The organism is Pseudomonas sp. FBCC-B1667 (assembly GCF_059133255.1).
The window spans coordinates 947,199-971,985 of sequence record NZ_CP101437.1 but is presented as its reverse complement, the minus strand read 5'-3'; the positions used below and the strand labels follow the sequence as shown (position 1 = coordinate 971,985).

Annotated in this window: 25 protein-coding genes; 9 read left to right on the top strand and 16 right to left on the bottom strand. The window is 59.3% G+C overall.

Annotated features, from left to right (window positions below):
* Positions 1-2: 2 nt before the first annotated feature.
* Entirely contained in the window at positions 3-1,094 is a 1,092-nt protein-coding gene (locus tag NL116_RS04245; protein ID WP_494376145.1) for an anhydro-N-acetylmuramic acid kinase, read from the top strand.
* Positions 1,095-1,162: 68 nt separating this feature from the next.
* On the opposite strand, the gene erpA is transcribed toward NL116_RS04245, so the two are convergent.
* Complete coding sequence (gene erpA / locus NL116_RS04240; RefSeq protein WP_007947969.1) at positions 1,163-1,513, bottom strand: iron-sulfur cluster insertion protein ErpA; 351 nt, start codon at positions 1,511-1,513, stop codon at positions 1,163-1,165.
* A gap of 167 nt (positions 1,514-1,680) precedes the next feature.
* A complete protein-coding gene (argC, locus tag NL116_RS04235; RefSeq protein WP_494376144.1) occupies positions 1,681-2,715 on the bottom strand; it encodes an N-acetyl-gamma-glutamyl-phosphate reductase in 1,035 nt (344 codons plus the stop codon).
* Positions 2,716-2,850: 135 nt separating this feature from the next.
* On the opposite strand from argC, the gene hemJ reads away from it, so the two are divergent.
* The 6 genes from hemJ (at position 2,851) to coq7 (ending at position 7,358) form a co-directional block, all read left to right on the top strand.
* Positions 2,851-3,279 (top strand): protoporphyrinogen oxidase HemJ, encoded by a 429-nt coding sequence (gene hemJ, locus NL116_RS04230; RefSeq protein ID WP_027926757.1) that lies wholly within the window; start codon positions 2,851-2,853, stop codon positions 3,277-3,279.
* Positions 3,280-3,312: 33 nt separating this feature from the next.
* Positions 3,313-4,281 carry an NAD(P)H-dependent flavin oxidoreductase gene (locus tag NL116_RS04225; RefSeq protein WP_494376143.1) on the top strand — a complete coding sequence of 323 codons (969 nt, stop codon included), beginning with the start codon at positions 3,313-3,315 and terminating at the stop codon, positions 4,279-4,281.
* Between the two features lie 93 nt (positions 4,282-4,374).
* Entirely contained in the window at positions 4,375-5,352 is a 978-nt protein-coding gene (locus NL116_RS04220; protein WP_494376142.1) for a DUF805 domain-containing protein, read from the top strand.
* Between the two features lie 61 nt (positions 5,353-5,413).
* Entirely contained in the window at positions 5,414-6,202 is a 789-nt protein-coding gene (locus NL116_RS04215) for an SDR family NAD(P)-dependent oxidoreductase (RefSeq protein WP_494376141.1), read from the top strand.
* 61 nt (positions 6,203-6,263) lie between these two features.
* Positions 6,264-6,602, top strand: coding sequence for a histidine triad nucleotide-binding protein (locus tag NL116_RS04210; RefSeq protein WP_494376140.1), 339 nt, complete (start codon positions 6,264-6,266; stop codon positions 6,600-6,602).
* Positions 6,603-6,710: 108 nt separating this feature from the next.
* The gene (gene coq7 / locus NL116_RS04205) at positions 6,711-7,358 is read left to right on the top strand and encodes a 2-polyprenyl-3-methyl-6-methoxy-1,4-benzoquinone monooxygenase (RefSeq protein WP_494376139.1); all 648 of its coding nucleotides are present in this window, start codon (positions 6,711-6,713) and stop codon (positions 7,356-7,358) included.
* Between the two features lie 115 nt (positions 7,359-7,473).
* Here coq7 and speD read toward each other — a convergent pair whose 3' ends face one another.
* Positions 7,474-8,265, bottom strand: coding sequence for an adenosylmethionine decarboxylase (speD, locus tag NL116_RS04200; RefSeq protein WP_027926751.1), 792 nt, complete (start codon positions 8,263-8,265; stop codon positions 7,474-7,476).
* 238 nt (positions 8,266-8,503) lie between these two features.
* Positions 8,504-8,926: an OsmC family protein gene (locus NL116_RS04195; protein ID WP_007994936.1), complete on the bottom strand. Its 423-nt coding sequence runs from the start codon at positions 8,924-8,926 to the stop codon at positions 8,504-8,506.
* Between the two features lie 237 nt (positions 8,927-9,163).
* Here NL116_RS04195 and crp point away from each other — a divergent pair, with 237 nt between their 5' ends.
* Entirely contained in the window at positions 9,164-9,808 is a 645-nt protein-coding gene (crp, locus tag NL116_RS04190; protein ID WP_027926750.1) for a cAMP-activated global transcriptional regulator CRP, read from the top strand.
* Here the strand turns inward: crp and NL116_RS04185 are convergent.
* From NL116_RS04185 to NL116_RS04170, 4 genes are all read right to left on the bottom strand, one after another.
* Entirely contained in the window at positions 9,805-10,506 is a 702-nt protein-coding gene (locus tag NL116_RS04185; RefSeq protein ID WP_494376138.1) for a lipoate--protein ligase family protein, read from the bottom strand. The two genes, crp and NL116_RS04185, sit on opposite strands and share 4 nt — an antisense overlap.
* Positions 10,507-10,621: 115 nt before the next feature.
* Positions 10,622-11,458 carry an indole-3-glycerol phosphate synthase TrpC gene (trpC, locus tag NL116_RS04180; protein WP_494376137.1) on the bottom strand — a complete coding sequence of 279 codons (837 nt, stop codon included), beginning with the start codon at positions 11,456-11,458 and terminating at the stop codon, positions 10,622-10,624.
* Positions 11,455-12,504, bottom strand: a complete 1,050-nt coding sequence (gene trpD / locus NL116_RS04175) for an anthranilate phosphoribosyltransferase (RefSeq protein WP_494376136.1) — start codon at positions 12,502-12,504, stop codon at positions 11,455-11,457. The genes trpC and trpD overlap by 4 nt, the downstream gene beginning before the upstream one ends.
* Positions 12,505-12,513: 9 nt before the next feature.
* Positions 12,514-13,107, bottom strand: coding sequence for an aminodeoxychorismate/anthranilate synthase component II (locus tag NL116_RS04170; RefSeq protein WP_007906885.1), 594 nt, complete (start codon positions 13,105-13,107; stop codon positions 12,514-12,516).
* A gap of 410 nt (positions 13,108-13,517) precedes the next feature.
* On the opposite strand from NL116_RS04170, the gene estP reads away from it, so the two are divergent.
* Entirely contained in the window at positions 13,518-15,428 is a 1,911-nt protein-coding gene (gene estP / locus NL116_RS04165; protein WP_494376135.1) for an esterase EstP, read from the top strand.
* Positions 15,429-15,603: 175 nt separating this feature from the next.
* On the opposite strand, the gene trpE is transcribed toward estP, so the two are convergent.
* The 8 genes from trpE to NL116_RS04125 all read right to left on the bottom strand — a co-directional run bounded on the left by trpE (position 15,604) and on the right by NL116_RS04125 (position 24,604).
* Positions 15,604-17,085, bottom strand: a complete 1,482-nt coding sequence (gene trpE, locus NL116_RS04160) for an anthranilate synthase component I (RefSeq protein ID WP_494376134.1) — start codon at positions 17,083-17,085, stop codon at positions 15,604-15,606.
* A gap of 71 nt (positions 17,086-17,156) precedes the next feature.
* Positions 17,157-17,975, bottom strand: coding sequence for a phosphoglycolate phosphatase (locus NL116_RS04155; protein WP_494376133.1), 819 nt, complete (start codon positions 17,973-17,975; stop codon positions 17,157-17,159).
* The gene (gene rpe / locus NL116_RS04150; protein ID WP_027926743.1) at positions 17,972-18,646 is read right to left on the bottom strand and encodes a ribulose-phosphate 3-epimerase; all 675 of its coding nucleotides are present in this window, start codon (positions 18,644-18,646) and stop codon (positions 17,972-17,974) included. Before rpe ends, NL116_RS04155 begins: the two co-directional genes overlap by 4 nt.
* Before the next feature lie 117 nt (positions 18,647-18,763).
* Positions 18,764-19,912: an iron-containing alcohol dehydrogenase gene (locus tag NL116_RS04145; RefSeq protein ID WP_494376132.1), complete on the bottom strand. Its 1,149-nt coding sequence runs from the start codon at positions 19,910-19,912 to the stop codon at positions 18,764-18,766.
* Positions 19,913-20,133: 221 nt separating this feature from the next.
* Positions 20,134-20,958 carry an ABC transporter permease gene (locus NL116_RS04140; RefSeq protein ID WP_027926741.1) on the bottom strand — a complete coding sequence of 275 codons (825 nt, stop codon included), beginning with the start codon at positions 20,956-20,958 and terminating at the stop codon, positions 20,134-20,136.
* Positions 20,959-20,970: 12 nt separating this feature from the next.
* Positions 20,971-22,218, bottom strand: coding sequence for an ABC transporter permease (locus NL116_RS04135; RefSeq protein WP_494376131.1), 1,248 nt, complete (start codon positions 22,216-22,218; stop codon positions 20,971-20,973).
* Positions 22,219-22,387: 169 nt separating this feature from the next.
* Positions 22,388-23,431 (bottom strand): ABC transporter substrate-binding protein, encoded by a 1,044-nt coding sequence (locus NL116_RS04130; RefSeq protein WP_223514879.1) that lies wholly within the window; start codon positions 23,429-23,431, stop codon positions 22,388-22,390.
* A 48-nt stretch (positions 23,432-23,479) separates the two neighbouring features.
* A complete protein-coding gene (locus NL116_RS04125) occupies positions 23,480-24,604 on the bottom strand; it encodes an ABC transporter ATP-binding protein (RefSeq protein ID WP_494376130.1) in 1,125 nt (374 codons plus the stop codon).
* Between the last annotated feature and the right edge of the window lie 183 nt (positions 24,605-24,787).

Below are 24,787 nucleotides of genomic sequence, written 5' to 3'. Positions count from 1 at the left end.
CCATGACGCTCTATATTGGTGTGATGTCCGGAACCAGTCTCGATGGCCTGGACATCGCACTGGTTGAGCTCTCCCCGGCGATCAAGCTGATCGCCACGCACTACATCCCTATGCCAGAATCCCTGCGCACCGAGCTGCTTGGCTTGTGCGCCAGCGGCCCGGACGAGATTGCCCGCTCTGCCATCGCCCAGCAAAACTGGGTAAAACTGGCAGCTCAGGGCATTCACTCCCTGCTTGATCAACAAAACCTCACGCCCGAAGACATTCGTGCGATTGGCAGCCACGGCCAGACCATTCGCCACGAACCCGCACGCGGCTTCACCGTGCAGATCGGCAACCCTGCCCTGCTGACCGAGTTGACCGGTATCACCGTGGTCAGTGACTTTCGTAGTCGCGATGTGGCCGCAGGCGGGCAAGGTGCTCCGCTGGTTCCAGCCTTCCACGAAGCCTTGTTTGATGAACGCGCAGGTCATCGCGCGGTGTTGAATGTGGGCGGATTCAGCAACCTCAGTCTGATTGAACCCGGCCAGCCGGTTGCGGGTTTCGACTGCGGTCCGGGCAATGTGCTGCTGGATGCCTGGATTCACCAGCAGCGCGGTGACAACTTCGATCGCGACGGCCAATGGGCTGCCAGCGGCAACGTCGAACCGGATCTGCTCAATGAATTGCTCAGCGATCCCTTCTTCGTGACCCAAGGCCCAAAAAGTACCGGCCGCGAAGTGTTCAACCTGCCTTGGCTGACACAGCACCTGTCGAAACTGCCTGCCTTTGCCGCCGAAGACGTGCAAGCCACGCTGCTTGAACTCACCGCACTGACCATCGTTCAGTCACTGCAACACGCCCAGTTGAACACTCAAGAACTGCTGGTCTGCGGCGGCGGCGCGCACAACGCCACCCTGATGAGGCGCTTGGCCGGCTTACTGCCGAATGCGAAAGTCAGCAGCACCGCCTCTCATGGTGTAGACCCCGACTGGGTTGAAGCCATGGCCTTCGCCTGGCTGGCCCATTGCTGCCTCGAAGGCATCGCCGCCAATCGTCCAAGCGTCACCGGCGCACGTGGCCTGCGCGTGCTCGGCGCGATCTACCCCGCTTGAACCCCAGACAGTAAAACGCCGCACAACCCATAAGGTTCTGCGGCGTTTTGCATTGCGCTGAAGTGCGATCAGATCGAGAACGAAGAACCGCAGCCACAGGTAGTGCTGGCGTTCGGGTTCTTGATCACAAAGCGCGAACCTTCCAGACCTTCCTGATAATCCACCTCGGCGCCTGCCAGGTACTGGAAGCTCATCGGGTCCACGACCAGGCTCACGCCTTCGCGCTCGACGATGGTGTCGTCATCGGCCACTTCTTCATCGAAGGTGAAGCCGTACTGAAAACCTGAACAACCGCCGCCCGTAACGAATACGCGCAGCTTCAAGCGATCATTACCCTCTTCATCGACCAGACTCTTCACCTTGTGCGCGGCACCGTGGGTGAATTGCAAAGCCGTGGGGGTGAAGGATTCGACGCTCATGCTGACTATCTCCCGGCGTTACGCCGCCATAATGCGTGATGACGCGCATTATCCGCTTCTCCTAGAAAATTGGTCAACTATTGTTACGGTATATCAAACAAGCAAACCGTCAGGCCAGAATGCAGAAAGGCCCACTGAATGGGCCTTTTGCTGTCCGGGACAGAGTCTTATGGCAGCATGCCGGCGTGGGACAAACCGAAGCGCTCATCCAGGCCGAACAGGATGTTCATGTTCTGCACAGCCTGACCCGACGCGCCTTTGACCAGGTTGTCGATCACCGACAGCACCACCACCAGATCACCCTCCTGCGGACGATGCACGGCAATACGGCACACATTGGCCCCGCGCACGCTGCGGGTTTCCGGGTGGCTGCCGGCTGGCATTACATCGACGAACGGTTCGTTGGCGTAGCGCTTTTCAAACAACGCTTGCAGATCGACCGAACGATCCACGACGGTCGCGTAAAGCGTCGAGTGAATGCCGCGAATCATTGGCGTCAGGTGCGGAACGAAGGTCAGGCCGACGTCCTTGCCTGCTGCGCGACGCAGCCCCTGGCGGATTTCCGGCAAGTGACGATGACCTTTGACCGAATAAGCCTTCATGCTTTCCGACGTCTCGGAGTACAGCGAGCCTACAGAGGCGCCACGCCCGGCTCCGCTGACACCGGATTTGCAATCGGCGATCAAGCGAGTGGTATCCGCCAGGCCCGCTTCAAGCAGCGGCAGGAAACCCAATTGCGTCGCAGTCGGGTAGCAACCCGGCACAGCGATCAGACGAGCCTCCTTGATCTGCTCACGATTGACTTCCGGCAAGCCGTAAACCGCCTCTTCCAGCAGTTCCGGTGCGCCGTGCGGCTGGCCGTACCACTTGGCCCACTCAACAGAATCCTGCAGACGGAAGTCCGCCGACAGGTCGATGACCTTGGTCCCGGCTGCCAGCAGTTCACCCGCCAAGGCATGGGCAACGCCGTGCGGTGTGGCGAAGAACACCACATCACAGGCACCCAGTGTCTTGATGTCCGGAACGCTGAACGCCAGGCCGTCGTAATGGCCTCGCAGGTTCGGGTACATGTCGGCCACGGCCAGGCCAGCCTCGGATCGGGAAGTGATCACTACCACTTCAGCTTGCGGATGCTGCGCCAACAGACGCAGCAGTTCGACACCGGTGTAACCCGTGCCGCCGACGATACCGACCTTGACCATAAACCTGCCCTCAACGAACCCACTGGAAAGCCGTCGATAATAGGGCGCGTATCGTCCTGCGACAACCGGCAAGGTGACGTGCGGCCGCTCAAGCCTCTACTATCCGGGCTACCGTGAACCTGGGAATAACTAAAAATGCTCTATTTGTGGCTCAAAGCGTTTCACATCGTCAGCATGGTCTGCTGGTTTGCCGGCCTGTTCTACCTGCCGCGCCTGTTCGTCTATCACGCGCAGAGTGAAGACACAGTCAGCAAGGAACGCTTCAGCGTCATGGAGCGCAAGCTCTACCGAGGCATCATGGGCCCGGCGATGATCGCCACCCTGATCTTCGGCATCGCGCTGATCGCTCTCAACCCGAGTATCTTCAGTCAAGGCGCATGGATTCACGCCAAACTGACCCTGGTGGTGATCCTGATCGGCTACCACCACATGTGCGGCGCGCAGGTGAAGCGTTTTGCCCGTGGCGAAAATACCCGCAGCCATGTCTTTTATCGCTGGTTCAATGAAGTTCCGGTTCTGATATTGCTGGCTATCGTCATTCTGGTCGTCGTTCGGCCGTTCTAACTTCAATACGCACAACTCACCGGGGTACTTCCAATGTCGCTGCCCGCTCTGCTCGAACAACGTCTGCGTCTGCCGGTCGTGGCTGCGCCGATGTTCTTGATTTCAAATCCGCAATTGGTGCTCGCCTGCTGCCGTAATGGCGTGGTGGGCAGTTTCCCCGCGCTCAACCAGCGCGAGAGCAGCGGGTTCAAAGCCTGGCTGGAAGAAATCGAGGCAGGCTTGGCGACACTGGAAAACCCGGCCCCTTATGCGGTCAACTTGATCGTCCACAACAGCAACCCACGCCTGCAAGCGGACCTGGCGATCTGCATCGAGCACAAAGTGCCGATTGTGATCACAAGCCTGGGCGCAGTGAAAGAAGTGGTCGACGCCGTGCACAGCTATGGTGGCCTGGTGTTCCACGACGTGACGACTCGCCGCCACGCGGAAAAAGCCGCCGAGGCAGGTGTGGACGGGTTGATCGCCGTGGCTGCGGGCGCCGGTGGCCATGCTGGCACCTGGAGTCCGTTTTCGCTGATTGCCGAAATTCGTCAGTTCTTCGACAAGACGCTGTTGCTGGCCGGCTGCCTGAACCACGGTCACGAGATTCTCGCCGCACAATTACTCGGTGCGGATTTGGCCTACTTCGGTACGCGATTTATCGGCACCACCGAAAGTCATGCGCCTGACGCTTACAAAGAGATGCTGCTGACTTCGAGAGCGGCGGACATCATCCATACTCCTGCAGTGTCCGGCATACCGGCGAGTTTCATGCGCCAAAGCCTGGAAGCCGCCGGTTTCGACATGGCGGCCTTGCAAAACAAGGGTGAGGTCAACTTCGGTTCCAAACTGAAACCGGTCAGCGACGAAGCCAAAGCCTGGAAAACCGTGTGGTCTGCGGGTCAGGGCGTTGGGGAAATCGATGATTTGCCGAGTGTCGATCAATTGGTCGCACGGCTGGACGCGGAATACCGCAAGGCACTGGATCTGGCGGCACAGCTGCCAAAACGCTGGCCGCGCTGAGAGGAAAGTTTTGGGCAGCCCGACCCGGCTGGCCTTACACTCTGTCTCTGTAACACTGTCTAACTCAAACACCCGCGACAAGGATGCCTCGCAATGAGCGAAAACCGTTTCAAGATCGTATTCGACGGCGCTCTGCTGCCAGGCGTCGACCTCACGACCGCCAAGCAGAATCTCGCCGCGCTGTACAAAAGTGAAGTCGCTGCGGTTGAACGGCTGTTCACTGGCAAGACCGTCACGCTCAAGCAGGATCTGTCGCACGTCGACGCACAAATCTACCTGCAGGCACTGACGAAAACCGGCATCAATGCACGGATCGAAAGCGAATCGTCTATCGAGCTGAACCTGGCCGACGCGCACGAACACGCTCCCGCCAGGCCCCAGCCTGTCTTCGCCGAACCAGCCTCCCCCTACGCTCCGCCTCAGGCCAGCGTCGGCGAAAGCCTGCCAGCGTTCGCCACACTCAAGCCGTTCAGTGTCGAAGGTCGAATCGGCCGCTTGCGTTACCTGGCCTGGACGATGGCCCTGACCCTGGTCTTGCTCGGCGTCGGTTCGGTCCTGGCCATCCTGGCATTCGCCATCATCAGTGCCGATTCAACGGCAGGCTTGATCATCGGCGGTCTGGTTGCATTCATTCTTTTCATCGCGATCGCGGTCGTCAGCATCCAGTTCAGTGTTCAGCGCTTGCACGATATCGGCTGGTCCGGCTGGCTCTGGCTGTTGAACCTCGTCCCGTTCGTGGGCAGTTTCTTCCCGTTGGTGATCATGGTCGCTCCCGGCACCAACATCGCCAATCGCTACGGCCCGCCACCTCCGCCCAATACCACTGCGGTCAAAGTTCTTTCTTCGTTGTGGGTTGTGTTTATCGCCATCGTCATCGTGGGAGCTCTGGCCGGCGGTTTCAGTGCGATTCAGGAAGAGTACGAAAGCACTGCTGCAAGCAGCTACGACAGCGGCTCGGTGACCACCGAAGACGTTGAAGTCGAACCGGCCGAAGTGGCCGAACCCGCACCGGATTCTGCAGACGATGAAGCCGAAGAAGCCCCGGCCCCTGTAGACTCTGCGAAAGAATAAACAGCGCTCCCCGCCCGTGACACCTGCGTCGCGGCGCGGAGCTGTTGCGATGGAGAACTGCATGACCCGTTACGCTCTGATCACTGGCGCTTCCAGCGGTATCGGCCTGGCGATGGCCGAAGCGCTGGCCCGCCGTGGCCGCAGCCTGATTCTGGTGGCCCGACAGCGTGATCAGCTGGAAAGTATTGCGATTGAACTGACTCAACGTTTTGGCGTGGAAGTGTTGTTCCGTGCCTGTGACCTTGGCGAGCCGCTACGCCTGTCGGGCTTTCTGCTGGAACTGGAGGAAGGTGACCGTCAGATTGATCTGCTGGTCAACTGTGCCGGCATGGGCACCTGCGGTCCCTTTCTCGCTCAAGACTGGATGACCGAGCAGGACCTGATCGAAGTGAACATCCTGGCGCTCACCCGCCTCTGCCATGCCATCGGGAACTCCATGGCTTTGCAGGGAGGCGGTCAGATCCTCAATGTTGCCTCGGTCGCCGCGTTCCTTCCCGGCCCCTGGATGAGCACCTATTACGCGAGCAAGGCGTACGTGCTGCATTTTTCCGAAGGCTTGCGCGTCGAACTGAAGAAATGCGCGGTCAAGGTCTCGGTGCTGTGCCCTGGCCCGACGCGCACCGGTTTCTTCCGTACCGCGCAATTGGACACCCGCAAACTGATCGACAGCAAAATGCTGATGAGTCCTGAAGAAGTGGCGCTCTATACCGTACGCGCCCTGGAGAAAAATCGCGCCATCATCATCCCCGGCCGACGCAACCGCTGGCGCGCCTTTCTGCCCCGACTCGGCTCGCGCTGGCTCAATCGGACAATCGCCGGCATGGTCAACAAGGTTTACTGCCCACGCTGAATGGTCCTGCGGTAAAACCATGGGTACACTCAGGCCAGCCAAAACAACGGAGAAAACAGCTGTGGATACTCTGTTCACCAAGATCATCAACCGGGAAATCCCGGCCAATATCATTTACGAGGACGACCAGGTACTGGCCTTCCACGATATCGCCCCACAGGCACCGGTGCATTTTCTGGTGATCCCGAAAAAACCTGTGCGCACCCTTAACGACCTCACCGAGGACGACAAGGCACTGGCCGGGCACATTCTGTTCACCGCGCAGCGTCTGGCGCTGGAACTGGGTTGCGAAAAAGGTTTCCGTGTTGTCATGAACTGCAATGAAGAAGGTGGGCAGACTGTCTATCACATTCATATGCACGTGCTGGGTCAGCGCCAGATGCACTGGCCGCCGGGCTGATTTAAGCCTTCTACAAGGGAGTGGCCAGCCACTCCCGAATGACCCAGCTCAAACCTTCGCCGGCCGATTGGGTTAAACTGGCCGCCGAGATTTTTCCCGGAGGTCAGCATGACTACCCAACGTCACTACTCGCCGATTGACCGTCTTCTGCTGCAAGCCGATGCCGCCATGCGCACCCTGCTGCCCTTCAGTGGCCAGCCTTACCGCCCGTCGCCGGCCATCGTCCAGCCCGATGCAAAATTGAGCGATGAGGACACCCGGCACGTTGCCGGCCTGATGCGCATCAACCATACCGGTGAAGTCTGCGCCCAGGCGTTGTATCAAGGGCAAGCCCTGACCGCCAAGCTCCCGCATGTGCGCGCCGCCATGGAACATGCTGCCGAAGAAGAAACCGACCATCTGGTCTGGTGCGAGCAACGCATTCATCAGTTGGGCAGCCATACCAGCATTCTCAACCCGCTGTTCTACGGCATGTCGTTCGGGATTGGCGCCGTGGCCGGGTTGATCAGCGACAAAGTCAGCCTCGGTTTCGTTGCCGCCACTGAACATCAAGTGTGCAAGCACCTGAATGAACACCTGGAGCAATTGCCGGCGGAAGACGAAAAGTCCCGGGCGATTCTTGAGCAGATGCGCATTGATGAAGAGCATCACGCGGAAAGTGCGCTGGATGCCGGGGGGTTCCGTTTTCCGGCGCCGGTGAAATTCGGGATGAGTCTGTTGGCCAAGGTGATGACCAAGAGTACTTATCGGATCTGATGCTTTGGTTGCCTGAAAGGATCTCTTCGCAGGCAAGAAGCTCCGACAGTGACCGTGCTCAGTAATAAAAAAGGCGACTGCCGTGAGGGAGTCGCCTTTTTCGTGTTCGAGAACCTTACGCCATGTTGCGTGCGTAGAAGATTTCGAGCATTTCGTGTTTCACACGCTCAGTCACCTGGGCACGTTGCTCAGAGGACAGGTTGCTGGTGGCGTCGCCGAACAGGTAGTTATCCAGTTCGAAGTTTTTCAGCAGCATTTTGGTGTGGAACAGGTTTTCCTGATACACGTTCACGTCGGTCATCTGATACGCGTCGCGGGTATCGTCGGACAGGTAGTTCTGGATCGAATTGATCTCGTGGTCGATGAAGTGCTTTTTGCCTTCAACGTCACGGGTGAAACCGCGCACACGATAATCCACGGTCACGATGTCCGAATCGAACTGGTGAATCAGGAAGTTGAGCGCTTTCAACGGTGAGATGACACCACAGGTCGACACGTCAATGTCCACACGGAACGTCGCAATACCATCCACCGGATGGATTTCCGGGTAGGTGTGCACCGTGATGTGGCTCTTGTCGAGGTGGGCCAGGATAATTTCCGGCAGCGGGCCCGGGGACTCTTCGATCTGGCTGTCGGTCGGGGTTACCGGCTCTTCAGAGATCAGAATCGTGACGCTGGCGCCCTGTGGTTCATAGTCCTGACTGGCAATGTTCAGGATGTTGGCACCAATGATATCGACAACTTCCGTGAGGATCTGCGTCAGGCGTTTCGCGTTGTACTCTTTATTGATGTACTCAACGTAAGCCTGTTGGTCTTGCGGGGTTTCCGCGTAGCAGATGTCATAGATGTTGAAGCTCAAGGTCTTTGTCAGGTTATTGAACCCGTGGAGCTTGAGTTTGCTTTTCACCGTTAAAAACTCTCTATGTATTGCGGCCCGGCCGCGTGATCAAGCATGCCCGTCAAATGCGAACAACGCACCTGCGTAGGACGGTTAACACCTCTTCGCGATGGCGATTTTGGTTGTCTGTTCGGGGGCGCGGCCTGTCGGTTGACGGACCACTACCCTGAAAAAAGTGGCGCATTATGCAGACGTCAGCTTGGGTTCGCCAGAGTCTGCACCGCTTTTATGATAGTTGAATGTCGGCTCAACCGAGTTCGATGATCTCGTAGTCGTGGGTAATCGCCACGCCAGCGGCGCCGAGCATGATCGAGGCCGAGCAATACTTCTCCGCCGACAACTCGATGGCGCGCTTGACCTGGGCTTCTTTCAGCCCGCGGCCCTTGACCACGAAGTGCATGTGAATCCTGGTGAAGACCTTGGGGTCCTCGGTCGCGCGCTCGGCTTCGAGGAAGGCTTCGCAGCTTTCAACGGCCTGGCGGGATTTTTTGAGGATGCTGACCACGTCGAAATTGCTGCAACCGCCGACACCGAGCAGGAGCATTTCCATCGGCCGGACACCCAGGTTGCGACCACCGGCATCGGGCGGGCCGTCCATGACCACGACGTGACCGCTGCCGGATTCACCGAGGAACATGGCTTCGCCAGCCCATTGGATGCGTGCCTTCATCGCCAAGACTCCACTGTCTAAAAAAGGGTCGCCAGCTTAGCACAGGGCCCTTGATTGCCGGTGCCTCGCCTTCCTAGGACGCAAGCCTCTGCGCTGTAGGTAAATTCTCAAATATTGCAGGAAGTGTCTGTTAAGCTGACGCCAATCCGCTGGCGCATAGCCAGCTTTGCTTTGGCCGTAGTCGGCACCCCATAAGAAAATCAAACACACACCGTGACGTTTTTTCGGGATACAACCATGGTTGCTATTACCCCAATACCCAAAATCAAAAACCTCGACAAGCTGTTGATGCATTGCCAACGCCGTCGCTATGCGGCCAAGAGCAACATCATTTGTGCCGGCGATCGCTCGGAAACCCTGTTCTTCATCATCAAAGGCTCGGTCACGATCCTGATCGAGGATGACGATGGTCGTGAAATGATCATCGCCTACCTGAACGCCGGGGACTTTTTCGGTGAGTTGGGTCTGTTCGAACAGGCTGGCCTGGAACAGGCGCGCAGTGCCTGGGTGCGCGCCAAGATCGAATGCGAAGTCGCGGAAATCAGCTACGCAAAATTCCGAGAGCTGTCCCAGCAAGATCCGGACATTCTTTACGTCCTCAGCGGACAAATCGCACAGCGCCTGCGCAACACCACGCGCAAGGTCGGTGACCTGGCGTTCTTCGATGTGACCGGTCGCGTCGCTCGTTGTCTGCTGGAACTGTGCAAGCAGCCGGACGCAATGACTCACCCGGACGGCATGCAGATCAAAGTGACCCGTCAGGAAATCGGCCGGATTGTCGGCTGTTCGCGTGAGATGGTCGGTCGCGTGCTCAAGGATCTGGAAGAGCGCAACCTGGTGGACGTCAAAGGCAAGACCATGGTGGTCTTCGGTACGCGCTAAGCCTTGAACATGTCTGCCAGCAATTGGCGATAAAGCGCGTCGAGCCGCCCGAGCGCATCGGGCGCGGCGAACTTCTCATGCAGGGCGATGTGGCTTTCGGCACGAACTCGCTGATCCAGGCCGCAGGCTTCATTGAAACGATTGACCGCCGCAACCATCGATTCCCGCTCGTTATCCAGCAACAACGCACCGTGTACCAACCCGACCGGACGTGTACCGCCCTTGCTCTGGCGCCAGCGTTGAGCAGTGCCGACCATCTTGCGACCATCGAGGTTGACGTTGAAGCGGCCATCACAGAACGCACCTTCGACTTCGCCGAGGGACGACACACCACCCAGCTCATCCAGTAACTGACAGATCGGATCGCACAGTCGGTGATAGGCGGTTTCGATGCGGTTTTGGTCGCCTTCGCTGCGTGGCGGAGCATAGACCAATGCGATGTTGACCGTGGACGCCGATTGCGGCACTGGCTCACCGCCGGTTTCACGCAACAGCACGGGCCAACCGGCAGCGGCGGAGACTTCGCAGGCTGCTTCAAAACCGGGTAAGCGATTCAGGCGTCGGGGCATGACCAAGGCGCGGTCATTGGGCTGCCAGAACAGCAGAGCGAATTCCGAGGCGCCGGTGCAGACATGGGCCAATAGATCCTGCTCGCCGAGCAGGCCGGCTTCGGTGGCCAGGGAGGTAATCAGGGTCATAAGGTATTCCGTCGGACCTTAAGTCTATGGTGCGTCTTATGCCGCCTTCGCGAGCAAGCTCGCTCCCACATTGAAATCCAATCTCCAGTGGGAGCGAGCCAGCCGCGAAGCTTTTTCAGTCGAGTGTCGAACCACTCACCGCAGTACCGCGCTCCGGAAAGAACAGACGCTGCAACTCGGTCCCCGGGCTTTCGGCACGCATGAACGCCTCGCCCACCAGGAACGCATACACGTCGCTGATTTCCATCAGCTCGACATCGGCACGGTTGAGAATGCCGCTTTCGGTAATCACCAGGCGATCACGAGGGATGCGCGGCAACAGGTCGAGGGTGGTTTCCAGGTTGACATCAAACGTGTGCAGGTTGCGGTTGTTGATGCCGACCAGCGGTGTGTCGAGGGTTTTCAAGGCCCGCTCCAGCTCGTCGCCGTCGTGAACTTCCACCAGCACATCGAGGCCGACACTTTTTGCCACGGCAGCCAGCTCGGCCATTTTCACGTCATCCAGTGCAGAGACGATCAACAACACGCAATCGGCGCCCAACGCACGGGCTTCGACGATCTGGTAGGGATCGATCATGAAGTCCTTGCGGATCACCGGCAGTTTGCATGCGGCCCGAGCCTGTTGCAGATACGCGTCCGCACCCTGGAAATAATCGATATCGGTCAGTACCGACAAACACGTCGCGCCGCCCTTCTCGTAGCTCTTGGCGATATCAGCGGGAACGAAGTTCTCGCGGATCACACCTTTGCTCGGAGAGGCTTTCTTGATTTCGGCAATCACCGCTGGCTGCTTGAGCTTGGCCTGCGCCAACAATGCCCGGGCAAAACCACGGGGTGCATCGGCCGCCTTGGCCAGACTTTCCAGCTCGGCCAGGCTCACACGAGCACTACGCTCGGCGACTTCCTGGACCTTGCGCGCCAGAATGTTTTCCAGAACCGTCGGTACACTCATCCCTCATTCTCCACTCGAAATACCGCGGTAAATGCACCCAACTCCTCCAGTTTCTCCCGAGCGAGGCCTGTGTGCAGCGCATCGTGCGCCAGGGCAACGCCTTCTTTCAAACTGGTTGCATGGTCGGCGGCGTACAACGCAGCACCAGCATTGAGCATAATCATCTCGGCGGCCTTCTGACCGCTTTCGGTTTTGCGTTTGCCCAAGGCATCGCGAATCAGCTCCAGCGAGGCCGCCGGGCTTTCCACGGCCAGACCGTGCAGGCTCTGGCTCTTCATGCCCAGGTCTTCGGGCTCGACCCAATATTCGCTGATCTGGTCGTTCTTCAATTCCGCCACAAAGGTCGGCGCGGCCAGGCTGAATTCGTCCAGGCCATCTTTCGAATGCACCACCAGCACATGCTTGCTGCCCAAGCGCTGCAGGACTTCGGCCAGTGGCCGGCACAGCGCCTGGTTGAACACGCCCACCACCTGATGCTTCACACCGGCCGGATTCGTAAGCGGGCCGAGCATATTGAACAAGGTACGCAGGCCAAGATCCTTGCGCGGACCGGCGGCGTACTTCATGGCACTGTGGTGAGTCTGGGCGAACATGAAACCAATACCGACATTGTCGATGCAGCGTGCGACTTGAATCGGGGTCAGGCTCAGGTAGATGCCCGCCGCCTCCAGCAGATCGGCGCTGCCGCTTTTGCCCGACACCGCACGGTTACCGTGCTTGGCCACGGTGCAACCGGCCGCCGCAACCACAAAAGCTGAAGCGGTCGATACGTTGAAAATATTCGCACCGTCACCGCCGGTGCCGACCACATCGACCACGCCGTCGAGGGTTTTGAGTTCGACCTTGTCTGCCAGCTCGCGCATGACTGACACCGCGCCGACGATTTCGTCGATGCTCTCGCTCTTCATGCGCATGGCCATCATGAATGCGCCGATCTGTGCATCCGTGCATTGGCCAGTCATGATTTCGCGCATCACATCGCGCATCTCATCGGTGCTGAGGTCGAGGTGATCGACGATACGGCCCAGGGCTGTCTTGATGTTCATGAAAAGTCCTTAGCGCGTGCCGCCGGTTTGTTTGAGGAAGTTAGCGAACAATTCGTGGCCCTGCTCGGTCAGGATCGACTCAGGGTGGAACTGCACACCTTCGATGTTCAGGGTCTTGTGGCGCAGGCCCATGATCTCGTCGACCGAGCCGTCTTCAAGCTGGGTCCAGGCCGTCAGCTCCAGGCAATCGGGCAGCGTTTCACGCTTGACGATCAGCGAATGATAGCGAGTGACTGTCAATGGACGATTCAGGCCTTCAAACACGCCCTTGTCCTCGTGGAATACCGGGCTAGTCTTACCGTGCATCACTTGGCGGGCACGAACCACATCACCGCCAAAGGCCTGGCCGATGGACTGATGGCCGAGGCAGACACCAAGAATTGGCAGTTTTCCGGCGAAATGCTTGATCGCTTCAATCGAGATCCCGGCTTCGGTCGGGGTGCAAGGACCGGGGGACACCACGATGCGTTCTGGGTTGAGGGCTTCGATTTCAGCGATGGTCAGTTCATCGTTGCGCACGACTTTTACCTGGGAGCCGAGCTCGCCGAGGTACTGCACAACGTTGTAGGTAAAGGAGTCGTAGTTATCGATCATCAGCAACATGGCGTTTTTGAACCTCTTGAATTCACTGACTTTAAAGATGGCCTTCGAATGAATTACCCGCAGGGCGCTACGCTTTGTCAGGTGCCGGGGTAGCGCCAGCAAAGCGGCATTTCAAACAGGTAACGAAGGCAAAGCGGTACAGGTCCGGCAGGGCCGGCAAAAGAATTCAGGCGCGCCAACGCCAGCGGGCGTGTGCCTTGATGACTTGATCCAGGAGTTTACTGATGATCAACACGGGGAAGGTCTCATTCATACGTCTCGGCACAGTAACTTAGCTGGGCAGAGCGTGCAATATGGCCGGGGCTGCTGCTCGCGAAACTCTTAAAGGCTTCGCGACGGATGGCAAAAGGCCGGAAGTTTTTGGTACTGTCGTTTTGTTCTCCTAAAACAATAAATAAACGGACTTGCTCATGATCAAACAGACGTTGTTTGTACCGCTCGCGGGATGCTTGCTCGCCATGGCCTGCGCCCAGGCGTACGCCGCACCGAATCCCTACACCAATTTTGTCGTCTTCGGCGACAGCCTCAACGATGCCGGCACCTTTGCAGACACCGGCGGGCCTGCCGGGGCGACTCAGCGTTACACAAACCGGACGGGGCCGGTTTATCTGGATGGCAGCGGCGAAATCCGCTCGCTTAACTCCACGCAAATACTGGGTGGAAAACTGGGGTACACCGCGGACCAGACGGCGTCATCAAATTCGGCGGTGCGCGCCAGCAATGGCCAACCCGACGGCAACAACTGGGCCGTCGGCGGTTATCGTACCGATCAGATTCTCGATTCGATCACCACCACCTCCGCCACCGGTGATCGCACTCGTGCCGGATACCTGCCGTCGAACAACTTCCGTGCCGATCCGAACGCGCTGTATTACCTGTCGGGTGGCGGTAACGACTTCCTGCAAGGGCGCGTGACCAGCCTGCCTCAGGCCAGCGCCGCCGCCGACCGGCTGGCCAACAGCGTGCAGACGCTGCAAACCGCCGGTGCCAAATACATCATGGTCTGGCTGCTGCCCGACATCGGCCTGACGCCCGCAATCAACGGCAGCCCGCTGCAAGCATTCACCTCACAACTCAGCGCCCAGTTCAACACTGAACTGGTGAGCCGACTGCAAAACATCAATGCCGAAGTGATCCCGCTGAACATTCCGGTGTTGCTCAATGAAGCCTTCGCCAACCCGGCGCAGTTCGGCCTGGCGACCGACCAAAACCTGACCGCGACCTGCTTCAGCGGTAGCGGCTGCACCGAGAACGCCCGTTACGGCATCAACAGCGCTACACCCGACCCGACCAAGCTGATCTACAACGACTCGGTCCACCCGACCGAAGCCGGGCAACGCCTGATTGCCGATTACGCGTATTCGCTGTTGTCTGCGCCGTGGGAGCTGACGCTGCTGCCGCAAATGGCACAAAGCACCTTGCGCGCGCACCAGGATGAACTGCGCAACCAATGGCTGGCCGACTGGGAGAACTGGCAGGACGTTGGTCAGTGGCGCGCCATTGTTTCCGGCGGTGGCCAGCATCAGGACTTTGATGGTCAGGACAGCGTCACGAGTGCCGACGGCAATGGTTACAACCTGAACATCGGCGGCAGCTATCGCCTCGACGATGCCTGGCGCGTGGGTGTGGCCGCCGGTTTCTATAACCAGAAACTCGAAGCCGGCACAAACGACTCCGACTACAAGCTCAATACGTACCTGGGTACCGCATTCGCCCAGTACCAGCAAAATCGTGTGTGGGCGGACCTGGCGTTGACCGCCGGGCATCTGGACTACGACAGCCTCAAGCGTAAATTCCAGTTGGGCGCCAACGAACGTAGCGAAAAAGGCGACACCAGTGGCTTCGTCGAAGCCTTCAGCGCCCGCATCGGTTATGACATCGCACAGCAAGCCAGCAGCCCTTGGCACCTGTCGCCGTTTGTCAGCGCCGATTTCTCCAAAGTCAAAGTCGATGGCTACTCAGAGGGCGGCAATGATTCCACAGCGCTGACCTTTGGCGATCAGGAGAGTATTTCTCGTCGCCTAGGCATCGGTTTACAGGGCAAATACCAGATCACCCCACAAACCCAGGTGTTCGGTGAAGTGGCTCACGAGCGCGAGTACAACGACGATAGCCAGGACGTGGCGATCAACCTCAACAGCCTGCCAAACAATCAGTTCACGCTGGAAGGCTACACCCCGCAAACCAACCTGAACCGGGTCAACCTCGGGGTGAGCCACAACCTCACCAAGGAATTGGCACTGCGCGCCAGCTACAACATTCGCAAGGATGATGACTTTACCCAGCAAGGGATTAATGTAGGGGTTGCGTTGGACTTCTAAATCGATCGGCAATAAAAAACGCGACGCCTTCACAGGCGCCGCGTTTTTTTTGTGCTGACCGCAAATCCAATGTGGGAGTGAGCTTGCTCGCGATTACGGGCTGTCAGTCGACATCGATGCTGACTGATACACCGCTATCGCGAGCAAGCTCGCTCCCACAGGGTTATCGGTGAACTCAGGCGTCCGGGGTTTGTTCGGCCAGGGCCACGGCGCGGAACATCGCGCGGCGTTTGTTCAGGGTTTCTTCCCATTCCAGCGCCGGTACCGAGTCGGCCACGATGCCGCCACCGGCCTGCACGTGCAGTTCACCGTTTTTGATCACCGCGGTGCGGATCGCAATTGCGGTGTCCATGTTGCCGTTCCACGCGAAGTAACCCACGGCCCCGCCGTAGACGCCACGTTTCACCGGCTCCAGTTCGTCGATGATTTCCATCGCGCGAATCTTCGGTGCACCCGACAATGTGCCCGCCGGCAGAATCGCACGCAATGCGTCCATCGCCGTCAGCCCGGCCTTCAGCTGCCCGGTGACGTTGGACACGATGTGCATCACGTTGGAATAGCGCTCGATGACCATTTTCTCGGTGAGTTTGACCGAACCGATTTCCGAAACCCGACCGGTGTCGTTACGGCCCAGGTCGATCAGCATCAAGTGCTCGGCGATTTCCTTGTCGTCGGACAGCAGGTCTTTTTCCAGCGCCAGGTCGGCCTCTTCGGTGGCTCCGCGTGGGCGGGTACCGGCGATTGGGCGCACCGTGATCAGGTTGTCTTCGACCCGCACCAGCACTTCCGGCGAACTGCCCACGACATGGAAGTCACCGAAGTTGAAGAAGTACATATAAGGCGTCGGGTTGAAGCAGCGCAGCGCCCGGTACAGATCGATCGGTGCAGCCTTGAAGTCGATCGACATGCGCTGGGACGGCACGACTTGCATGCAGTCGCCGGCCAGGATGTATTCCTTGATGGTGTCGACGGCTTTTTCGTAATCGTCCTGAGTGAAGCTCGAACGGAACACCGGATCAGCCGACTGTTGCTTGCTGAAATCCAGGCCACGGCGCGGAGTGATCGGCTGGCGGAGTTTTTCCAGCAGTTCTTCCAGACGTTCCAGGCCTAGTTCGAAAGCACCGGCCTGCGCCGGGTCGGCCAGCACAATCGCGTGCATCTTGCCGGCGAGGTTATCGAACACCACCACGGCGTCGGAGACCATCAGCAGAATGTCCGGCACGCCCAGTGGATCTGGGTTCGGGCATTTGCCCAGACGCTTCTCCACATAGCGCACGCAGTCATAACCGAAATAACCCACCAGGCCGCCGTTGAAACGTGGCAGGCCGGCGATGGTCGGCACGTTGTAGCGAGCCTTGAAGGTTTCGACGAACGCCAGCGGGTCTTCCACCTCATGGCTTTCGGTCTCGATGCCGTCGACGGTCACGCTGACGTGATGGTCATGCACCCGCAGCACGGTGCGGCACGGTAGACCAATGATCGAGTAACGGCCCCACTTCTCCCCGCCTTGAACCGATTCCAGCAGGTAGGAGTTTGGCTCGTCGGCCAGCTTCAGGTAGATCGACAGCGGCGTGTCGAAGTCAGCCAGGGTTTCGCAGGCAAGCGGGATGCGGTTGTAGCCGGCAGCGGCCAAACGCAGGAATTCTTCGCGGATCATGGGGTAGCCTCGTGGCTTGAGGGTCTAACAGTCAGGTATGCAAACGCGCCGGCAGGCCGGCCAGGAACAAGTCAGGCGCGCCAACGCCAGCGGGCCAGGGCCTTGATGACTTTCATCCAGAGTTTGCGAGTGACCACCACGATGGCGTTTCCAGCAGGGGGTTGAACAGCGTCGCGCAACGTTATCTCAGCGGCCGGATCCAAGCAACCGGGAATTAGCTTGCGCAGATCGTCGATCACCAGCGCCGGCGACTCTTCGGCAATCGGCCGGCCATGGTTGTAGCCATAACTGAGCGCCACACATTTAACCCCCGCTGCTTTCGCCGCCAGCACATCGCTGCGCGAATCGCCGACGAACAAGGATTGCGAGGCCGGAATGTTGGCCATTTTCATCACGAAAAACAGCGCGGCCGGGTCGGGTTTCTTCTGCGGCAAGGTATCGCCGCCGATGATCCACTTGAAGTAGCGGCCGATTTTCATCTGATCCAACAACGGCGCGACGAAGCGTTCCGGCTTGTTGGTGATCAGCGCCATTTCCACGCCTTGTTTGTTCAGCCACTTGAGGGTGTCACGCACACCGGGGTAAACCACGGTCAGCTCATGGCTCGCGCCATAGGCCTGCATGAAAATCTCCAGCGCATGTTCAGCCTCGACGTCATCGACGGACGAGTGCTCGATGCCACCCGCCAGCGCGCGCCGCACCAATACCGGTGCGCCGTTACCGACCCATTCCCGTACCGACTCGATGCCGGCAGGTTGGCGGCCCAGTTTGAGCAGCATCTGATCCACAGCCGCTGCGAGGTCCGGGACCGAATCGATCAGCGTGCCATCCAGATCGAACATCACCAGCCGCGGCAGACGCCCCGGGAACAACTGCTCAAAACCACTCATGGGCGAGCCAGTGCCAGTTCGGCGCGCATCTTCTCGATCACTTCCTGATAGTTCGGCGCGTTGAAAATCGCCGAGCCTGCCACAAAGGTATCCGCGCCCGCCGCAGCGATTTCACGAATGTTGTTCACGTTCACACCGCCGTCGATTTCCAGGCGGATGTCACGCCCGGACGCATCGATCAAGGCCCGCGCCTGACGCAGCTTGTCGAGGGTGCCAGGGATGAATTTCTGCCCGCCGAAGCCCGGGTTGACGCTCATCAGCAAGATCATGTCGACCTTGTCCATCACGTATTCGAGCACGCTCAGCGGGGTCGCCGGGTTGAACACCAGGCCCGATTTGCAACCGCCCTCGCGGATCAGTTGCAGGGAACGGTCGACGTGCTGCGAGGCTTCCGGGTGGAAGGTGATGTAGGTCGCACCGGCTTCGATGAAGTCACCGACGATGCGGTCCACCGGGCTGACCATCAGGTGCGCGTCGATCGGCGCGGTCACGCCGTACTTGCGCAGCGCCGCGCACACCATCGGGCCGATGGTCAGGTTCGGCACATAGTGGTTGTCCATGACATCGAAGTGCACGAAGTCGGCACCGGCGGCCAGGACGTTGTCCACTTCTTCACCCAGGCGGGCGAAGTCGGCGGAGAGAATCGACGGAGCAATGACGAAGGGCTGCATGACGCACCTTTTTTGAGCAGAATCACGATGGCGCGCATTGTATACCTCATAGTTTGACGCGCGCACTGTGACCGCGATGATTGGGGCTGCCTTCAATCAATTTGCGCTGGCAGCGCTCTAGTACGCCGCCCGGTAGATCTTCTCGATATCGACGGCGCTCAATTTGCGCGGATTGTTGCGCATCAGGCGCTCGATCCCCGCCGCTTCTGTGGCCATGGCCGGGATCGCTTCTTCGGGAACCCCGAAACTGCGCAAGCCCAGCGGGATCTCGACCGCAGCACACAGAGCGGTCATCGCCTCCACGGCTTTGTCGGCCGCTTCATTGGCGCTCAGATGCGCGGTCTTCACCCCCATGGCCTCGGCAATATCCTGCATGCGCTCGACACAGGCCATCTTGTTCCAGGTCATGACATAGGGCAGCAGCAAGGCGTTGCTGACACCGTGGGCAATGTTGAAACGCCCGCCCAGCGGATACGCCAACGCATGCACCGCGCCGACCCCGGCATTGCCGAACGCCATGCCCGCCATCAGGCTGGCGGTGGCCATGTCTTCGCGGGCTTGCAGGTTGGACGGATTGGCATAGGCCTTGGGCAGCGCCTTGGCGATCAACTTGATGGCGCCAATGGCCAGGGCGTCGGTGATGGGTGAGGCGTTGACCGACAGATAGGATTCGATGGCGTGCACCAGCGCGTCGACGCCACTGGCGGCGGTGACACTGCGCGGACAGGTCAGGGTCATTTGCGGACTGACCAGCGCCACGTCCGGCAACAGATAGTCGCTGACGATGCCTTTTTTCAGCTGCGCGACCTTATCGGAAAGAATCGCCACGTTGGTGACTTCCGAACCGGTGCCGGCAGTAGTCGGGATCGCGATCAGCGGTGGCCCCTTGCGCGGCACCTGATCGATGCCGAACAGATCCTCCAGCGCGCCGTGGTAACCGGCATAGGCGGCAACGCTCTTGGCGATGTCGATGGCACTGCCGCCACCCAGACCGATCAAGCCGTCATGGCCGCCGTCGCGGTATACCCGCATGCAGTCTTCGACAATGGCGATTTCCGGGTCTGGCAGCACCCGGTCGAATATCTCGTAGGTCCGCCCCCCCAGCTGGGCCAGCGCCAGCTCAACCGTACCGGACTTGACCAGTGCGGCATCGGTGACGATCAGCGGGTTGTCGACATCCAGACGGGTCAGCTCAGCGGCGAGCTGCTCGATGGCACCTGCGCCGGTGATCAGTTTGTGAGCGATTTTGAAAGAGGAAAGACTCATCGTGCGCAGCCTCTTATAGGTAGGGGAGCTGGGCACAATAGTAGCTGGGGATTGGGGTTTGTCTGCTATTCGGGTCGTGAATGACCAACGACCCCGAAAACACCACAAAACCAATGTGGGAGCGGGCTTGCTCGCGAAGGCGGTGTGTCATTCAACATTGTTGCCGACTGACACTCCGCTTTCGCGAGCAAGCCCGCTCCCACAGGGGATGGTGTGTGGCGTTAGACCTGGGCGGTGCGCAGTTTTTCGCTGCGACCGCGCAGCCATTCCAGGGTCAGCAACAGGATCACCGAGAAGGCGATCAGCAATGTCGCGGCAGCGGCGATGGTCGGGCTGAGGTTTTCACGAATCCCGCTGAACATCTGCCGAGGCAAGGTCGCTTGCTCGGGACCGGCGAGAAACAACGTCACCACCACTTCATCGAACGACGTCGCGAAGGCAAACAGCGCCCCCGAAATCACGCCCGGCGCAATCAGCGGCAACGTCACCCGGCGAAACGCGGTCAGTGGCGAAGCACCCAGGCTTGCCGCGGCGCGCACCAGGTTATGGTTGAACCCCTGCAAGGTCGCCGACACCGTGATGATCACAAACGGCACACCCAGCACCGCGTGCACCACGATCAGCGAGAAGAAGCTGTTGCCCAACCCCAGCGGGGCAAAAAACAGGTAACTCGCCACACCGATGATCACCACCGGCACCACCATCGGCGAAATCACCAGCGCCATGACCAGCGCCTTGCCGGGAAAATCACCGCGGGTCAGGCCAATCGCCGCCAGCGTTCCGAAGACCATCGCCAGCACCGTCGCCGCCGGGGCGACAATAATGCTGTTCTTCAGTGCGCGCATCCATTCAGCCGAGGCGAAGAAGTCCTGGTACCAGTGCAGCGAGAAACCTTGCAGCGGGTACACGAGGAAACTGCCCGAGTTGAACGACAGCGGAATAATCACCAGCACCGGCAGAATCAGGAACAGCAGGATCAAGCCGCAAAGAATCCGCAAACTGTAGAACCACACCCGCTCAACGGGCGACATATAAGGACTCAGCATTTCGTTCTCCCCTTAGCTCAGGCGCAGGCGACTGGCGCCCACCAGCCAGCTGTAAATCAGATAAAGCACCACGGTCGCCAGCAACAGCAGCCCACCCAGTGCGGTCGCCATGCCCCAGTTGATGCTGGTGTTGGTGTAGAAGGCGACGAAGTAGCTGACCATCTGGTCGTTAGGGCTGCCCAACAACGCCGGGGTGATGTAGTAGCCAATGGCGAGGATGAACACCAACAGGCAACCGGCGCCGACACCGGCATAGGTCTGCGGGAAGTACACCCGCCAGAAGCTGGCGAACGGGTGGCAGCCCAGCGAGATCGCGGCGCGCATGTAGGTCGGCGAGATGCCTTTCATGACGCTGTAGATCGGCAGGATCATAAACGGCAGCAGAATGTGCACCATGGAGATGTAGACCCCGGTACGGTTGAACACCAGCTCCAGCGGTTTATCAATGATGCCCATGGCCATCAGCCCGCTGTTGATCAGCCCGCCCGATTGCAGCAACACGATCCACGCGGCGACGCGCACCAGGATTGAGGTCCAGAACGGCAGCAGGACCAGAATCATCAACAGGTTGCTTTGACGCGATGGCAGGTTCGCCAGCAGGTAAGCCAATGGGTACGCGAGCAGCAGGCAGATCACGGTAATGATCAAGCCCATCCAGAAGGTCCGGGCGAAGATGTCGAGGTAGATCGCCTGATCGGGTGTGGCCGGGGCGATTTCGCCGAGGTCATCGATACGATGATCGACCGCCGCCAGCAGGTAGTAAGGCGTGATGCTGCTGACGTTGCGGCGTACCGCTTGCCAGTAGGCCGGGTCACCCCAGCGCTCGTCGAGTCCTTCCAGCGCTTCTTTATAGGAGGCCGGTTCGGTGGCGAATGGCAAGGCGCGGGCAGTTTTGGTCAGCAGGCTGCGGTAGCCGGCCAGTTCCATGTTCAGGCGCTTGGACAAATCGCCCAGGGTTTGATTCTTGCGGGCTTCGGCGAGGTCTTCGCTGGCCGCTTTGTAAACCGGTTCAGCGGGCAGGCCTCGGCCGTCCCAACTGGCGATGGCGCTCACGGTGCGCGGCATACCGCCGACCACTTCCGGGTTACCCACGCTTTTGTAGAGCAGCGCCACGATGGGCACCAGGAACACCAGCAACAGAAACAGCACCAGCGGCGCGATCAAAGCCTGGGCTTTCCAGCGGTTGACCCGCTCGGCGTGCCTGAGTCGCTGCTTCAAGGTGGGGTCAGTGCCCGCGGTCAGGGGAATGGCGGTGGCCATGGCGTACTCCGGAAATCTTTGATCGTTGCAGAGGCATACAAACAACCTGTGGGAGCGAGCTTGCTCGCGATAGGGGCATTCCATCCGACATCGATGTTGACTGCCCCACTGCTATCGCGAGCAAGCTCGCTCCCACAAGGATTGCGGTGTTCAAACCACAGGGTTGTGCTTACTTCGCAGCCCAGGAATTGAAGCGCTGCTCCAGTTGCTCGCCGTTGTCAGCCCAGAAGCTGACGTCGATCTGCACTTGGTTGGCGATGTTTTCCGGGGTGGTCGGCATGTCTTTCAGGACATCCTTGGGCAGCAACGGTACGGCCAGAATATTGGCCGGGCCGTAAGCGATGTTCTCCGAGTAGGTCTTCTGCTGCTGTGGCTGCACCGAGAAGGCGATGAATTTCTTCGCCGCTTCAGCACGTGCCTTGTCCAGACCTTTTGGAATTGCCCATGCGTCGAAGTCGTAGATGCCGCCATTCCACACGACTTTCAGGTTGCTTTCTTTCTGCACGGCAGCGATCCGGCCGTTGTAGGCCGAGCTCATGACCACGTCACCGGAAGCGAGGTACTGCGGCGGTTGTGCGCCGGCTTCCCACCACTGAATGCTTGGCTTCAGCTCATCGAGTTTCTTGAATGCGCGGTCCTGGCCATCCTTGCCGGCCAGTACTTTGTAGACGTCTTTAGGCGCAACGCCGTCGGCCATCAGAGCGAATTCCAGGGTGTACTTGGCGCCTTTACGCAGGCCACGCTTGCCCGGGAATTTCTTGGTGTCCCAGAAATCCACCCAGCTGGTTGGCGCGGAAGCCAGTTTGTCGGCGTTGTAGGCCAGCACGGTCGACCATACGAAGAAACCCACGCCGCATGGCTGGATAGCGCCTTTGACGTAGTCTTCGGTTTTGCCGAACAGCTTCGGATCCAGCTGCTCGAACATGTCTTCGTCACAACCACGGGACAGTTCTGGCGATTCAACTTCTACCAGGTCCCAGGACACGCTCTTGGTGTCGACCATGGCTTTGACCTTGGCCATTTCGCCGTTGTACTCGCCCGCCACGATCTTGCCATTACCTGCCGCTTCCCACGGTGCATAGAAGGCTTTGACCTGCGCAGCCTTGTTCGCCCCGCCAAAGGACACCACGGTCAGGTCCGGGCCCGCCGCCATCGCGTGTGCCGCACCGATCATGCCCATGACCAGGGCGGTGAATTTCAGGGATCTCAACATTTATTGTTCTCTCCACGTGCAGGGTTGGTGTTGGTATTGCCGGGGCGATTAATGCGCCTCTAGAAGTGGATCGAGCGCGCGAACGTGTTCGACCTGCCAGCCAAGCGGTACCACGTCGCCGACAGCCAGCGCGGGATCGAGCTCGGCAATCGGTTGTTTCACGAAGAAGTCGGTCTTTCCGCAGACTTCCAGGCGAACCCGGACGTGATCGCCCAGATAGATGAATTCCGCCACCCTCCCTGAGAAGCGGTTGACGCATGACTCACTGGAACCGTTGAGGCTGATGCGCTCGGGACGAATCGACAGCGTGACCGGCTCGCCGGTTTTGCCGACGTTGACCGCCAGCGCTTCAACTTTTTCGCCGCGACCCAGTTCAACGATGCAGCGATCACCCGTCTGGCTGTGCAAACGGCCGTTGAGGCGGTTGTTCTCGCCGATGAAGTTGGCGACGAAGGTGTTTTTCGGTTCTTCGTAAAGGGTGCGCGGCGGTGCGATCTGCTGGATCTCGCCCTGGTGGAACACCGCTACACGGTCCGACATGGTGAGGGCTTCGCCCTGGTCGTGGGTCACGTAGACCACAGTCACGCCGAGGCGCTGATGCAGGTGTTTGATCTCCATCTGCATGTGTTCGCGCAGCTGTTTATCGAGGGCGCCGAGGGGTTCGTCCATCAGCACCAGTTGCGGTTCGAACACCAACGCCCGGGCCAGCGCCACACGCTGTTGCTGACCGCCGGACAGTTGTGCCGGGTATCGCTGAGCAAAGGCGTCGAGCTGAACCATGCTCAGGACCTTTTTGACCTTGTCACTGACATCGCTCTTGTTCAGGCCGCGCACGGTCAGCGGGAACGCGAGGTTCTCGGCGACGGTCATGTGCGGGAACAACGCGTAGTTCTGGAACACCATGCCGATGTCACGCTTGTGCGGCGGCACGTTGTTGATGGCGCGCCCGGCCAGCAGGATTTCGCCTGCGGTCGGGGTTTCGAAACCGGCGAGCATCATCAGGCTGGTGGTCTTGCCGGAGCCGGACGGCCCCAGCAAGGTGAGGAATTCGCCTTTGCGAATGTCCAGGTTGAGGTCTTTGACGATCAGGTTCTCGCCGTCGTAGCTTTTCTGCACTCCACGAAAGCTGACCAGAATGTCGCTGGCCCCTGCGCTTGAATCGACCTGGCTCATACCCACACCTTTGTTGTTGATGACTGCTGTGGGACTAAGCCTAGTGGACCCTGCTGACCACGCAAATCGGGGCGCAGGAGAGAATTGCCTCAGCAAGATGGAAGGTTGGGGGTAGGGATTGCCCTACAAGGATGGCGCGTTTTGACAAACGCAGCGGCAAGCTGTCAGCTACAAGCCGCAAGA

Excerpts from the sequence above, each read along its gene's own strand:
- NL116_RS04245 (WP_494376145.1), top strand. The coding sequence starts at position 3 with ATGACGCTCTATATTGGTGTGATGTCCGGAACCAGTCTCGATGGCCTG.
- erpA (WP_007947969.1), bottom strand. The coding sequence starts at position 1,513 with ATGAGCGTCGAATCCTTCACCCCCACGGCTTTGCAATTCACCCACGGT.
- argC (WP_494376144.1), bottom strand. The coding sequence starts at position 2,715 with ATGGTCAAGGTCGGTATCGTCGGCGGCACGGGTTACACCGGTGTCGAA.
- hemJ (WP_027926757.1), top strand. The coding sequence starts at position 2,851 with ATGCTCTATTTGTGGCTCAAAGCGTTTCACATCGTCAGCATGGTCTGC.
- NL116_RS04225 (WP_494376143.1), top strand. The coding sequence starts at position 3,313 with ATGTCGCTGCCCGCTCTGCTCGAACAACGTCTGCGTCTGCCGGTCGTG.
- NL116_RS04220 (WP_494376142.1), top strand. The coding sequence starts at position 4,375 with ATGAGCGAAAACCGTTTCAAGATCGTATTCGACGGCGCTCTGCTGCCA.
- NL116_RS04215 (WP_494376141.1), top strand. The coding sequence starts at position 5,414 with ATGACCCGTTACGCTCTGATCACTGGCGCTTCCAGCGGTATCGGCCTG.
- coq7 (WP_494376139.1), top strand. The coding sequence starts at position 6,711 with ATGACTACCCAACGTCACTACTCGCCGATTGACCGTCTTCTGCTGCAA.
- NL116_RS04195 (WP_007994936.1), bottom strand. The coding sequence starts at position 8,926 with ATGAAGGCACGCATCCAATGGGCTGGCGAAGCCATGTTCCTCGGTGAA.
- crp (WP_027926750.1), top strand. The coding sequence starts at position 9,164 with ATGGTTGCTATTACCCCAATACCCAAAATCAAAAACCTCGACAAGCTG.
- NL116_RS04185 (WP_494376138.1), bottom strand. The coding sequence starts at position 10,506 with ATGACCCTGATTACCTCCCTGGCCACCGAAGCCGGCCTGCTCGGCGAG.
- trpC (WP_494376137.1), bottom strand. The coding sequence starts at position 11,458 with ATGAGTGTACCGACGGTTCTGGAAAACATTCTGGCGCGCAAGGTCCAG.
- trpD (WP_494376136.1), bottom strand. The coding sequence starts at position 12,504 with ATGAACATCAAGACAGCCCTGGGCCGTATCGTCGATCACCTCGACCTC.
- NL116_RS04170 (WP_007906885.1), bottom strand. The coding sequence starts at position 13,107 with ATGTTGCTGATGATCGATAACTACGACTCCTTTACCTACAACGTTGTG.
- estP (WP_494376135.1), top strand. The coding sequence starts at position 13,518 with ATGATCAAACAGACGTTGTTTGTACCGCTCGCGGGATGCTTGCTCGCC.
- trpE (WP_494376134.1), bottom strand. The coding sequence starts at position 17,085 with ATGATCCGCGAAGAATTCCTGCGTTTGGCCGCTGCCGGCTACAACCGC.
- NL116_RS04155 (WP_494376133.1), bottom strand. The coding sequence starts at position 17,975 with ATGAGTGGTTTTGAGCAGTTGTTCCCGGGGCGTCTGCCGCGGCTGGTG.
- rpe (WP_027926743.1), bottom strand. The coding sequence starts at position 18,646 with ATGCAGCCCTTCGTCATTGCTCCGTCGATTCTCTCCGCCGACTTCGCC.
- NL116_RS04145 (WP_494376132.1), bottom strand. The coding sequence starts at position 19,912 with ATGAGTCTTTCCTCTTTCAAAATCGCTCACAAACTGATCACCGGCGCA.
- NL116_RS04140 (WP_027926741.1), bottom strand. The coding sequence starts at position 20,958 with ATGCTGAGTCCTTATATGTCGCCCGTTGAGCGGGTGTGGTTCTACAGT.
- NL116_RS04135 (WP_494376131.1), bottom strand. The coding sequence starts at position 22,218 with ATGGCCACCGCCATTCCCCTGACCGCGGGCACTGACCCCACCTTGAAG.
- NL116_RS04130 (WP_223514879.1), bottom strand. The coding sequence starts at position 23,431 with ATGTTGAGATCCCTGAAATTCACCGCCCTGGTCATGGGCATGATCGGT.
- NL116_RS04125 (WP_494376130.1), bottom strand. The coding sequence starts at position 24,604 with ATGAGCCAGGTCGATTCAAGCGCAGGGGCCAGCGACATTCTGGTCAGC.